At 51.3% G+C, this 12,879-nt stretch carries 12 protein-coding genes; 10 read left to right on the forward strand and 2 right to left on the reverse strand.

Annotated elements, in window-relative coordinates; translation table 11 throughout:
* Together KQJ18_RS16040 and map are read right to left on the reverse strand one after the other, a co-directional pair.
* On the reverse strand, positions 1–768 hold a 768-nt coding region (locus KQJ18_RS16040; protein WP_216422297.1), incomplete at its 3' end, for a nucleotidyltransferase domain-containing protein.
* A gap of 113 nt (positions 769–881) precedes the next feature.
* Positions 882–1,676 carry a type I methionyl aminopeptidase gene (gene map / locus KQJ18_RS16045; protein WP_038637400.1) on the reverse strand — a complete coding sequence of 265 codons (795 nt, stop codon included), beginning with the start codon at positions 1,674–1,676 and terminating at the stop codon, positions 882–884.
* Between the two features lie 451 nt (positions 1,677–2,127).
* Here map and rpsB point away from each other — a divergent pair, with 451 nt between their 5' ends.
* The 10 genes from rpsB to skp form a co-directional block, all read left to right on the forward strand.
* Positions 2,128–2,853 (forward strand): 30S ribosomal protein S2, encoded by a 726-nt coding sequence (gene rpsB / locus KQJ18_RS16050; RefSeq protein WP_003018553.1) that lies wholly within the window; start codon positions 2,128–2,130, stop codon positions 2,851–2,853.
* 134 nt (positions 2,854–2,987) lie between these two features.
* Positions 2,988–3,839 carry a translation elongation factor Ts gene (gene tsf, locus KQJ18_RS16055; protein ID WP_003018551.1) on the forward strand — a complete coding sequence of 284 codons (852 nt, stop codon included), beginning with the start codon at positions 2,988–2,990 and terminating at the stop codon, positions 3,837–3,839.
* 145 nt (positions 3,840–3,984) lie between these two features.
* A complete protein-coding gene (gene pyrH / locus KQJ18_RS16060) occupies positions 3,985–4,710 on the forward strand; it encodes a UMP kinase (RefSeq protein ID WP_003018549.1) in 726 nt (241 codons plus the stop codon).
* Positions 4,711–4,849: 139 nt separating this feature from the next.
* Positions 4,850–5,407, forward strand: coding sequence for a ribosome recycling factor (frr, locus tag KQJ18_RS16065; RefSeq protein ID WP_006686783.1), 558 nt, complete (start codon positions 4,850–4,852; stop codon positions 5,405–5,407).
* Between the two features lie 97 nt (positions 5,408–5,504).
* Positions 5,505–6,701 (forward strand): 1-deoxy-D-xylulose-5-phosphate reductoisomerase, encoded by a 1,197-nt coding sequence (ispC, locus tag KQJ18_RS16070; protein ID WP_085048276.1) that lies wholly within the window; start codon positions 5,505–5,507, stop codon positions 6,699–6,701.
* A gap of 187 nt (positions 6,702–6,888) precedes the next feature.
* A complete protein-coding gene (gene ispU / locus KQJ18_RS16075) occupies positions 6,889–7,647 on the forward strand; it encodes a (2E,6E)-farnesyl-diphosphate-specific ditrans,polycis-undecaprenyl-diphosphate synthase (protein ID WP_032940405.1) in 759 nt (252 codons plus the stop codon).
* A gap of 12 nt (positions 7,648–7,659) precedes the next feature.
* Positions 7,660–8,517, forward strand: coding sequence for a phosphatidate cytidylyltransferase (gene cdsA / locus KQJ18_RS16080; protein WP_038637406.1), 858 nt, complete (start codon positions 7,660–7,662; stop codon positions 8,515–8,517).
* 11 nt (positions 8,518–8,528) lie between these two features.
* The gene (rseP, locus tag KQJ18_RS16085) at positions 8,529–9,881 is read left to right on the forward strand and encodes a sigma E protease regulator RseP (RefSeq protein ID WP_038637407.1); all 1,353 of its coding nucleotides are present in this window, start codon (positions 8,529–8,531) and stop codon (positions 9,879–9,881) included.
* A 29-nt stretch (positions 9,882–9,910) separates the two neighbouring features.
* Positions 9,911–12,325 carry an outer membrane protein assembly factor BamA gene (gene bamA / locus KQJ18_RS16090; RefSeq protein ID WP_038637411.1) on the forward strand — a complete coding sequence of 805 codons (2,415 nt, stop codon included), beginning with the start codon at positions 9,911–9,913 and terminating at the stop codon, positions 12,323–12,325.
* A 122-nt stretch (positions 12,326–12,447) separates the two neighbouring features.
* Positions 12,448–12,879 (forward strand): molecular chaperone Skp (skp, locus tag KQJ18_RS16095; protein ID WP_216422298.1); only part of this gene is annotated, 432 nt, incomplete at its 3' end.

Consider the following 12,879-nt stretch of genomic DNA (forward strand, 5'->3'; position numbering starts at 1 on the left):
CAGCGTCAAAAAACCAAAACCAACCATTTCATCCAGCGACGTGGCGCCAAAATGGCGGCGGGCGACCCATTGTAGAGTGTGGATGTCGCGCAGGCCGCCGGGGCTGCTTTTGATATCGGGTTCCAGATTGTAGCTGGTGCCGTGATAACGCTGGTGGCGTTGATTTTGCTCTTCCACTTTGGCGGCGTAAAACTTATCGGACGGCCAGAAACCTTCGCTAAAAATATGCTTTTGTAGCTCAAGAAACAGCGCCACGTCGCCAATCAGCAGGCGTGTTTCTATCAGATTGGTGGCGACGGTTAAATCTGATAAACCTTCCAGCAGACACTCTTCCAGCGTACGCACGCTGTGGCCCACTTCCAGCCTCACGTCCCACAACAGCGTTAACAGCTCACCGACTTTTTCGGCCTGCGCGTCAGGGAGCTTTTTACGGCTGAGGATCAACAGGTCGATATCGGAAAGCGGGTGCAGTTCGCCGCGCCCGTAACCCCCAACGGCAACCAGCGCCAGGTCGGCAATTTGGCCAAAACCGGCTTCAATCCACAGGCGCTGTAACAACTGGTCAATAAATTCGGTACGGGCCTCAATGAGCTGTTCAGCGGAAATTCCGCTGTCAAACGCTTCGCCTAACCAGCGCTGGAACGTGTCGATATGCGCTTTAATGCCGGTGCAGTTGAGATCGTGCTGTGGCCAGGTTCCGGGGTTTTGCGGTTGGCCAGGCAGGGTGGGGAGGGCTGTATTTGCGTGCTGTTCAGGAAGAGTATTCATTATGCGCCACCCATTAAAAAGCCGGATGATGGCGTGAACGCCTTATCCGGCCTACGAAGTAGTACAATTTGTAGGCCTGATAAGATGCGAATGCATCGCCATCAGGCAAAACATTATTCGTCGTGAGTGATGATCGCCGGGATGGTGTCATCCTTGCGTAACGTCAGGATCTCACAGCCGTTTTCCGTCACCACAATAGTATGCTCGTACTGAGCAGACAAGCTGCGGTCTTTGGTTTTCACCGTCCAGCCGTCTTTCATGGTGCGGATGCGGTAATCACCGGCATTCAGCATCGGTTCTACGGTGAAAGTCATGCCAGGCTGTAGTACCACGCCGCCGTCGTCCGCATCGTAGTGCAGAACCTGAGGCTCCTCGTGGAAGCCGCGACCGATACCGTGACCGCAGTATTCACGTACTACAGAGAAGCCTTCGCCTTCCGCGTATTTCTGAATCGCAGCGCCCAACGTGCGCAGGCGAATGCCCGGTTTAACCATCCGCAGCGCCAGATACAGGCTTTCCTGCGTTACACGGCACAGACGTTCGCCCAGAATGGTGGGTTTGCCGACGATAAACATTTTGGAGGTATCGCCGTGGAATTCGTCTTTAATCACGGTCACGTCGATGTTAACGATATCACCATCTTTCAGGTGCTTCGCGTCGTCCGGGATCCCGTGGCACACCACTTCGTTAATCGAGATACACACGGATTTAGGGTAACCGTGGTAGCCCAGGCACGCGGAAATGGCCTGCTGCTCATTAACGATATAGTCGTTACAGATGCGATCCAGTTCGCCGGTGCTGACGCCCGGTTTGATAAACGGTTCGATCATCTCCAGTACTTCCGCCGCCAGACGGCCAGCGACGCGCATTTTTTCGATTTCTTCAGGGGTCTTGATTGAGATAGCCATGAATTCTGTCCATCAGTGCCGATTATTTTCGGCAATAATTGTGTAAGTGCTGACAATGGTATCAGTCAGGGGTGTACCCTGCCAAATTGAGAATCATTCTGAACTTCGCCTTTCGTGCCACAGGTGCGTTGGCTACATTTTTTCACCCCAGTCACTTACTGGCCGTAAGCTCCCGGGGATTCAAAAATTTGCCGCCTGCCTGTAACACGAAATTCATCGTTCAATTCAGCACTGAGTGCCAACAATTATTGGTGTCGGTGGCGTATTTGTGGTATAAAGCGCGCCGGACTTCCGATCCATTCGAAGACTACACACGATGGACGGGAGCGACAAATCTCACTTTGTGTAACAACACACACGTATCGGCACATATTCCGGGGTGCCCTTTGGGGTCGGTAATATGGGATGCGTGGAGGCTTAACCCCAACTTTTATATATAGAGGTTTTTATCATGGCAACTGTTTCCATGCGCGACATGCTCAAGGCTGGTGTTCACTTTGGTCACCAGACCCGTTACTGGAACCCGAAAATGAAGCCGTTCATCTTCGGTGCGCGTAACAAAGTTCACATCATCAACCTTGAGAAAACTGTACCGATGTTCAACGAAGCTCTGGCTGAACTGAACAAGATCTCTGCTCGTAAAGGTAAAATCCTTTTCGTTGGTACTAAACGCGCTGCAAGCGAAGCGGTGAAAGAAGCTGCTAACAGCTGCGACCAGTTCTTCGTGAACCATCGCTGGCTGGGCGGTATGCTGACTAACTGGAAAACCGTTCGTCAGTCCATCAAACGTCTGAAAGATCTGGAAACTCAGTCTCAGGACGGTACTTTCGAAAAGCTGACCAAGAAAGAAGCGCTGATGCGTACTCGTGAGCTTGAGAAACTGGAAAACAGCCTGGGCGGTATCAAAGACATGGGCGGTCTGCCGGACGCTCTGTTCGTAATCGATGCTGACCACGAGCACATTGCTATCAAAGAAGCAAACAACCTGGGTATCCCGGTATTTGCTATCGTTGATACCAACTCTGATCCGGACGGTGTTGACTTCGTTATCCCGGGTAACGACGACGCAATCCGTGCTGTGACCCTGTACCTGGGCGCTGTAGCTACTACCGTTCGTGAAGGCCGTTCTCAGGATCTGGCTTCCCAGGCGGAAGAAAGCTTCGTAGAAGCTGAATAATAAGGCACGCTCGTTCGAGCCCCCTTATAAACCAGGTAGTATCACGTTTGGTTAGGGGCCCTTTAGGCCCCTTTTTCACTTTTAAATCTGTGCGGTTTCATGCCGGGCAGATCAAATCTTCCGAGGATTTTAGAATGGCTGAAATTACCGCATCCCTGGTAAAAGAGCTGCGTGAGCGTACTGGCGCAGGCATGATGGATTGCAAAAAAGCACTGACTGAAGCTAATGGCGACATCGAGCTGGCAATCGAAAACATGCGTAAGTCCGGCGCAATCAAAGCGGCGAAAAAAGCAGGCAACGTTGCTGCTGACGGCGTAATCAAAACCAAAATCGACGGCAACATCGCTTTCATTCTGGAAGTTAACTGCCAGACTGACTTCGTTGCTAAAGATGCTGGTTTCCAGGCATTTGCTGACAAAGTACTGGACGCTGCCGTTGCTGGCAAAATCACTGACGTTGAAGTTCTGAAAGCACAGTTCGAAGAAGAACGTGTTGCGCTGGTTGCTAAAATCGGTGAGAACATCAATATTCGTCGCGTGGCTTCCCTGGAAGGCGAAGTTCTGGGTAACTACCAGCACGGTGCGCGTATCGGTGTTCTGGTCGCTGCTACTGGCGCTGACGAAGAACTGGTTAAACAGCTGGCAATGCACGTTGCTGCAAGCAAACCAGAATTCGTTAAGCCGGAAGACGTTTCTGCTGAAGTGGTAGAGAAAGAATACCAGGTTCAGCTGGACATCGCCATGCAGTCTGGCAAGCCGAAAGAAATCGCAGAGAAAATGGTTGAAGGCCGTATGAAGAAATTCACCGGCGAAGTTTCTCTGACTGGCCAGCCTTTCGTTATGGAACCGAGCAAATCTGTTGGTCAGCTGCTGAAAGAGCACAACGCTGACGTAACTGGTTTCATCCGCTTCGAAGTGGGTGAAGGCATCGAGAAAGTTGAGACTGACTTTGCAGCAGAAGTTGCTGCGATGTCCAAGCAGTCTTAATTTTTAAAGGAGCCGCCTGAGGGCGGCTTCTTTTTGTGTCTGGCTTGTAAATTCAGCGAACCGCTATAGTGGTCATGCTGAAAAGCGACATACAATGTCGCCGGAATTAACTCATCTCATTCGTTGACAGTCTCAGGAAAGAAACATGGCTACCAATGCAAAACCCGTCTACAAACGTATTCTGCTTAAGTTAAGTGGCGAAGCTCTGCAAGGTTCAGAAGGCTTCGGTATTGATGCAAGCATACTTGACCGTATGGCTCAGGAAATCAAAGAGCTGGTTGAGCTGGGTATTCAGGTTGGCGTAGTGATTGGTGGCGGTAACCTGTTCCGTGGTGCTGGTCTGGCGAAAGCAGGGATGAACCGCGTTGTGGGCGACCACATGGGCATGTTAGCCACCGTAATGAACGGTCTGGCGATGCGCGATGCGCTTCACCGCGCCTATGTGAACGCTCGCTTGATGTCCGCCATTCCTCTGAACGGCGTGTGTGATAACTACAGCTGGGCGGAAGCTATCAGCCTGCTGCGTAACAACCGCGTTGTTATTTTGTCTGCGGGTACCGGCAATCCGTTCTTCACTACTGATTCAGCAGCCTGTCTGCGCGGTATTGAAATTGAAGCGGATGTGGTACTGAAAGCTACCAAAGTGGACGGCGTATTTACTGCCGACCCGGCTAAAGATCCTACGGCGACCATGTACGAACAGTTGACCTACACTGAAGTACTGGATAAAGAGCTGAAAGTGATGGATCTGGCGGCGTTCACGCTGGCTCGTGACCACAAATTACCGATTCGTGTCTTTAACATGAACAAACCGGGTGCGCTGCGCCGTGTTGTTATGGGTGAAAAAGAAGGCACGTTAATCACGGAATAATTCCCGTTGCGGCTAAATGCAGGTAATATTCCGCTTTAATGTCGCGGGATACGTCCCTCAAAATTAATCAAGACTATACTTGTCACAGCTTGCGTGGTGGGTGTGGTCTGACTGAAACGAGCTTTCAAGGATTCGTAACGTGATCAACGATATCAGAAAAGATGCTGAAGTACGCATGGACAAATGCGTCGAAGCGTTCAAAAATCAAATCAGCAAAATTCGTACGGGCCGTGCTTCTCCTAGCCTGCTGGATGGTATTGTCGTGGAATATTACGGCACGCCGACTCCGCTGCGCCAGCTGGCAAGCGTAACGGTTGAAGATTCCCGTACCCTAAAAATCAACGTGTTTGACCGTTCCATGGGACCAGCCGTTGAAAAAGCAATTATGGCTTCCGACCTTGGTCTGAATCCAAGTTCAGCGGGTTCCGACATCCGCGTTCCGCTGCCGCCGCTGACCGAAGAGCGTCGTAAAGATCTGACCAAGATCGTGCGTGGCGAAGCTGAAGGCGCGCGTGTTGCCGTACGTAACGTACGCCGCGATGCAAACGACAAAGTGAAAGCGCTGTTGAAAGATAAAGAGATCAGCGAAGACGACGATCGCCGCTCTCAGGACGAAGTACAGAAACTGACTGACGCAGCGATCAAGAAAGTTGATGCGGCGCTGGCAGAGAAAGAAACGGAACTGATGCAGTTCTGATTCATCTGTACGCTAAAAACGCCGCTTAGAAGGCCTGCAAAGGCTGGATGGCGGCGTTTTGCTTTTTCTGTCTATACCCTATTTTTCTGGATGTCTCATGAAGCAATTAACCATCCTGGGATCAACCGGTTCCATTGGTTGCAGTACGCTGGATGTAGTACGCCATAACCCGGAAAAATTTCGTGTTGCTGCGTTGGTTGCGGGAAAGAATGTTGCCCGTATGGTGGAGCAATGCCTGGAATTTTCTCCTCGCTATGCGGTAATGGACGATGAAAAAAGCGCGGCATTGCTAAAATCGGCTCTGCTGGAGCAGGGTAGCCGCACTGAAGTTATGAGCGGACAGCAGGCTGCCTGTGATATGGCCGCGCTGGATGATGTTGATCAGGTCATGGCAGCGATTGTCGGCGCAGCGGGCCTGCTGCCGACGCTTTCGGCAATCCGCGCGGGCAAAAGCATTTTGCTGGCGAACAAAGAGTCTCTGGTCACCTGCGGACGTCTGTTTATGGACGACGTGAAACGCCACAAAGCGCAGCTTTTGCCGGTAGATAGCGAGCATAACGCGATTTTTCAGAGTTTACCGCAACCGATCCAACTCAATCTGGGATACGCTGACCTTGAGCAAAACGGCGTCGTGTCCGTACTGCTTACCGGGTCTGGTGGCCCTTTCCGTGAAACGCCATTGCGCGATCTGGTTGCTATGACCCCCGATCAGGCATGTCGTCATCCGAATTGGTCGATGGGACGAAAAATCTCTGTCGATTCAGCCACCATGATGAATAAAGGTCTGGAATACATTGAAGCGCGTTGGTTATTCAATGCCAGCGCAAGCCAGATGGAAGTGCTGATTCATCCGCAGTCGGTTATTCATTCGATGGTACGTTATCAGGATGGCAGCGTTCTGGCGCAGTTGGGGGAACCTGACATGCGTACACCTATTGCCCATACGATGGCATGGCCGGAACGTGTGAAGTCTGGCGTTAAGCCTGTCGACTTTTGCCAACTCAGTGCGTTGACGTTTTCCGCACCTGATTATCAGCGCTATCCGTGCCTGAAACTGGCGATGGACGCGTTTGAGCAAGGGCAGGCGGCAACGACCGCACTGAACGCCGCGAATGAAATTACCGTTGCCGCATTTCTGGCGCAGCAGATTCGATTTACCGATATTGCCGATCTTAATTTATCCGTACTGGATAAGATGGATTTGCAGGAGCCGCAGAGCGTTGATGACGTGCTGAAGGTTGATACCATCGCGCGGGAAGTCGCCAGAAAAGAAGTGATGCGACTCTCAAGCTGATGATAATCCCTCTACGGAAGATCGTGCTATTTGTTAGCGTTGGGCTTCAGTGATATAGTCTGCGCCACTCGATCGCGGGTAGTTGCTTTTTTTCGGTCGGGTAAGCCGTGGTTTGACACGGCTTTTTTGTGGATGGGCTTCAGTATTCCTGAGTACCGTAAATCCTTTCAGGGACTAAAAACGCGTTATGTTGTCTGCAACTAAACCATTAAGCGAAAATTTGCCAGCACATGGTTGCCGCCATGTTGCAATCATCATGGATGGCAATGGCCGCTGGGCGAAAAAGCAAGGGAAGATTCGCGCCTTTGGGCATAAGGCCGGAGCAAAATCCGTCCGCCGGGCTGTCTCTTTTGCTGCCAATAACGGTATTGATGCGTTAACGCTGTATGCCTTTAGCAGTGAGAACTGGAACCGACCTGCGCAGGAAGTGAGCGCGTTAATGGAACTGTTTGTGTGGGCGCTTGATAGCGAAGTGAAAAACCTGCACCGCCATAACGTACGTCTGCGTATTATCGGGGATATCAGTCGATTTAACTCACGTTTGCAAGAACGGATTCGCAAATCAGAAGCGCTTACCGCCCAGAATACCGGGTTGACGCTGAATATTGCAGCGAATTACGGTGGACGGTGGGATATTGTCCAGGGAGTCAGGCAACTGGCACAACAGGTGCAGGAAGGTCTGCTGCGCCCAGAGCAAATCGATGAAGAGATGCTTGGGCAGCAAATTTGTATGCATGAACTGGCCCCTGTGGATTTAGTGATAAGGACTGGGGGAGAACATCGAATTAGTAATTTTTTGTTGTGGCAAATTGCCTATGCCGAACTTTACTTTACGGATGTTCTCTGGCCCGATTTCGATGAACAAGACTTTGAAGGTGCGCTGCATGCCTTTGCTAATCGTGAGCGTCGTTTCGGCGGCACCGAGCCCGGTGATGAAAAAGCCTGATGGGGGTCGCTTTTGCTGAAGTATCGCCTGATTTCTGCTTTTGTTTTAATACCCGTTGTCATCGCGGCGTTGTTTTTGCTGCCGCCGGTGGGGTTCGCCATTGTTACGCTGGTTGTCTGTATGTTGGCCGCCTGGGAATGGGGACAGTTAAGCGGTTTTACCACGCGTACACAGCGAGTCTGGCTGGCGGTTTTGTGCGGGCTCTTGCTGGCGCTAATGCTATTTTTACTGCCAGAATACCATCGCAATATTCATCAGCCGCTGGTTGAAGTATCGCTATGGGCGTCGCTGGGTTGGTGGATCGTCGCGCTGTTACTGGTACTGTTTTACCCAGGTTCTGCGTCGGTCTGGCGTAATTCCAAAACATTACGCATAATTTTCGGCGTGCTAACCATTGTTCCTTTCTTTTGGGGAATGCTGGCGCTACGGGCATGGCACTATGATGAAAATCATTATAGTGGCGCGCTATGGCTGCTGTATGTCATGATCCTCGTCTGGGGAGCGGACTCTGGCGCGTATATGTTTGGTAAGCTGTTTGGCAAACACAAACTGGCACCGAAGGTTTCTCCTGGTAAAACCTGGCAGGGTTTTATTGGCGGACTCGCCACTGCGGCCGTAATCTCATGGGGTTATGGCATGTGGGCGAATCTTGAAGTTGCGCCTGTCACCTTGCTCATTTGCTCCATCGTTGCAGCCCTGGCCTCCGTGCTGGGTGACCTGACTGAGAGTATGTTTAAGCGTGAAGCAGGTATTAAGGACAGTGGTCACTTAATTCCAGGACACGGCGGTATTCTGGATCGTATTGATAGCCTGACGGCTGCGGTACCGGTCTTTGCCTGCCTGTTGTTACTGGTATTCAGGACGCTCTAACGGATGGTCTTATGCTGAGTATTCTCTGGAATCTGGCTGCATTCATCGTCGCACTCGGTGTGCTTATCACCGTGCATGAATTTGGTCATTTCTGGGTTGCACGGCGCTGCGGAGTCCGCGTTGAGCGCTTTTCCATTGGCTTTGGAAAAGCGCTTTGGCGTCGTACCGATAAACTGGGTACAGAATACGTCATCGCTCTAATCCCCCTCGGCGGTTACGTCAAAATGCTGGATGAGCGCGCTGAACCGGTGGTACCGGAGCTGCGCCATTACGCTTTCAACAATAAAACGGTTGGGCAGCGCGCGGCTATTATCGCCGCAGGTCCGATCGCAAACTTCCTTTTTGCTATTTTCGCTTATTGGCTGGTGTTTATCATTGGCGTTCCTGGCGTTCGTCCGGTTGTTGGTGAAATAACACCCAACTCGATTGCTGCGCAGGCGCAAATTCAGCCTGGTACGGAACTAAAAGCGGTTGATGGTATCGAAACCCCTGATTGGGATGCCGTGAGACTGCAGTTGGTTTCCAAAATTGGCGATGAGCATACAACGCTCAGCGTGGCGCAGTTTGGCAGTAACCAGCGGCAGGACAAAACGCTGGATTTGCGCCATTGGGCATTTGAGCCAGACAAACAGGATCCCGTCGCCAGTTTAGGGATTCGCCCACGCGGTCCGCAGATTGAATCGGTGCTGTCAGAAGTGCAGGCTAACTCGGCTGCAAGTAAGGCGGGTTTGCAAGCTGGCGACAGGATCGTTAAAGTCAATGGTCAGCCGCTGACGCAATGGATGATGTTCGTGACGCTGGTGCGCGATAATCCGGATAAGCCGTTAGCGCTAGATATTGAAAGACAAGGCAGTTCCTTGTCTTTAACGTTAACCCCGGATTCAAAACAGGTTAACGGGAAGGCAGAAGGTTTTGCGGGCGTGGTGCCTAAAATTATTCCTCTGCCTGATGAGTATAAGACTGTACGCCAGTATGGACCCTTCAGCGCCATCGTCGAAGCCTCGGATAAAACGTGGCAGTTGATGAAGCTGACGGTCAGTATGCTGGGAAAATTGATTACCGGTGATGTAAAACTGAACAACCTCAGTGGGCCGATTTCTATCGCCCAGGGGGCTGGGATGTCAGCGGAGTTCGGGGTGATTTATTACCTGATGTTCCTTGCGCTTATCAGCGTGAACTTAGGGATAATTAACCTGTTTCCGTTGCCCGTTCTTGACGGGGGGCATCTGCTGTTCCTGGCGATTGAAAAGCTGAAGGGCGGTCCGGTATCCGAGCGGGTTCAAGACTTTAGTTATCGCATTGGCTCTATCTTGCTGGTGTTGTTAATGGGGCTTGCACTTTTCAATGATTTCTCTCGGTTGTAAGAGAGTGTTAGGAAGAACGCATAATAACGATGGCGATGAAAAAGTTGCTCATAGCGTCGCTGCTGTTTAGCAGCGCCACCGTATACGGTGCTGAAGGGTTCGTAGTGAAGGACATTCATTTCGAAGGCCTACAGCGAGTCGCCGTTGGTGCGGCTCTCCTCAGTATGCCGGTGCGCACAGGCGACACGGTTAATGATGAAGACATCAGTAATACCATTCGTGCTCTGTTCGCCACCGGTAACTTTGAGGATGTCCGCGTCCTGCGCGATGGTGATACCCTTCTGGTTCAGGTAAAAGAACGTCCGACGATTGCCAGCATCACTTTCTCCGGTAACAAATCGGTGAAAGACGACATGCTGAAGCAAAACCTCGAGGCGTCTGGCGTACGTGTTGGCGAGTCTCTGGATCGCACCACGCTTGCCGATATCGAAAAAGGCCTGGAAGATTTCTACTATAGCGTCGGTAAGTACAGCGCCAGTGTGAAAGCGGTGGTAACGCCGTTGCCGCGTAACCGCGTTGACCTCAAACTGGTCTTCCAGGAAGGTGTTTCGGCGAAGATCCAACAGATCAACATCGTCGGCAACCATGCCTTCTCGACTGACGAACTAATCTCTCACTTCCAACTGCGTGATGAAGTGCCGTGGTGGAACGTAGTGGGCGATCGTAAATACCAGAAACAGAAACTCGCGGGCGATCTCGAAACCCTGCGCAGCTACTATCTGGATCGCGGTTATGCTCGCTTTAATATCGATTCTACCCAGGTGAGCCTGACGCCGGATAAAAAAGGTATCTACATCACCGTTAACATCACTGAAGGCGATCAGTACAAGCTTTCTGGGGTAGAGGTGAGCGGTAACCTGGCCGGACACTCCGCCGAAATTGAGAGCCTGACCAAAATCGAGCCAGGCGAACTCTATAACGGCACCAAAGTGACCAAAATGGAAGATGATATCAAGAAGCTTCTGGGGCGCTATGGCTATGCCTATCCGCGCGTACAGTCGCAGCCTGAAATCAACGATGCCGACAAAACCGTTAAATTACGCGTAAATGTGGATGCGGGTAACCGTTTCTATGTGCGTAAGATTCGCTTTGAAGGTAACGACACGTCTAAAGACTCCGTTCTGCGTCGCGAAATGCGTCAGATGGAAGGCGCATGGTTGGGCAGCGATCTGGTCGACCAGGGTAAAGAACGTCTGAACCGTCTGGGTTACTTTGAAACCGTCGATACCGATACTCAGCGTGTTCCGGGCCGTCCGGATCAGGTTGATGTGGTCTATAAGGTGAAAGAGCGTAACACTGGTAGCTTTAACTTCGGCGTCGGTTACGGTACCGAGAGCGGCGTGAGCTTCCAGGCGGGCGTTCAGCAGGATAACTGGTTAGGTACCGGTTATTCCGTCGGGATTAACGGCACTAAAAACGACTACCAGACCTATACTGAGCTATCTGTCACCAACCCGTACTTCACCGTTGACGGTGTGAGCCTTGGCGGTCGCGTCTTCTATAACGACTTTGAAGCGGATGATGCAGACCTGTCCGACTATACCAACAAAAGTTATGGTACTGACGTAACGCTCGGCTTCCCGGTTAACGAATACAATACGCTGCGTGCTGGCCTGGGTTATGTACATAACAAACTGTCCAACATGCAGCCGCAGATCGCGATGGATCGTTATCTTGAGTCGATGGGACAACCCGCTGATACCAGCAGTTTTGCCGCTGATGACTTCACCTTCAACTACGGTTGGACGTACAACAAGTTAGACCGTGGTTATTTCCCGACAGACGGTTCACGTGTCAACCTGAATGGTAAAGTGACCATTCCGGGTTCTGATAACGAATACTACAAATTGTCGATGGATACCGCGACCTACGTGCCGATTGATGACGATCACAAATGGGTTGTCCTGGGCCGTACCAAGTGGGGTTATGGTGATGGTATCGGTAGCAAAGAGATGCCGTTCTACGAGAACTTCTATGCTGGTGGTTCCAGTACCGTGCGTGGTTTCCAGTCGAATACTATCGGCCCGAAAGCTGTTTATAAAAATGGCGCCCACACGAGCTGGGACGATAATAATGATTACGAAGACTGTACTCAGGAAGCTGGCTGTAAATCTGATGATGCGGTAGGTGGTAACGCCATGGCTGTCGCCAGCCTGGAGTTTATTACCCCGACGCCGTTCATCAGCGACAAGTATGCCAACTCGGTCCGTACCTCGTTCTTCTGGGATATGGGTACCGTTTGGGATACGAACTGGGATCCGTCATCTGCGCCGTCGGATGTACCGGACTATAGCGATCCGAGCAATATCCGTATGTCAGCAGGTATCGCTTTACAATGGATGTCCCCATTGGGGCCGTTGGTTTTCTCCTACGCCCAACCGTTCAAGAAGTACGATGGAGACAAAGCGGAACAGTTCCAGTTTAACATTGGTAAAACCTGGTAATTGTTCTTCGCAAAGGAATGTAGTGGTAGTGTAGCGCTGACTTTAGGCGATCTTGCATGGGATCGCCTGGCCACGCAAAGAACTGTACCTTCGGGTGCAAATGGGATGGTAAGGAGTTAATTGTGAAAAAGTGGTTATTAGCTGCAGGTCTCGGTTTAGCGATGGCAACGTCCGCACAGGCCGCTGACAAAATTGCAATCGTCAACATGGGTAGCCTGTTCCAACAGGTTGCACAGAAGACAGGTGTTTCCGCTACGCTGGAAAACGAGTTCAAAGGCCGTGCCAGCGAACTGCAGCGTATGGAATCCGATCTGCAATCTAAAATGCAGCGTCTGCAATCAATGAAAGCGGGTAGCGATCGTACCAAGCTGGAAAAAGACGTTATGGCTCAGCGTCAGACTTTCTCACAGAAAGCTCAGGCTTTTGAGCAGGATCGTGCGCGTCGTTCCAACGAAGAACGTGGCAAACTGGTTACTCGTATCCAGACAGCTGTGAAATCTGTTGCTAACAGCCAGAGCATCGATCTGGTCGTTGACGCAAACACCGTTGCATAC

This window comes from Citrobacter sp. S55_ASV_140 (assembly GCF_018919505.1).
GTDB lineage: Bacteria > Pseudomonadota > Gammaproteobacteria > Enterobacterales > Enterobacteriaceae > Citrobacter > Citrobacter werkmanii.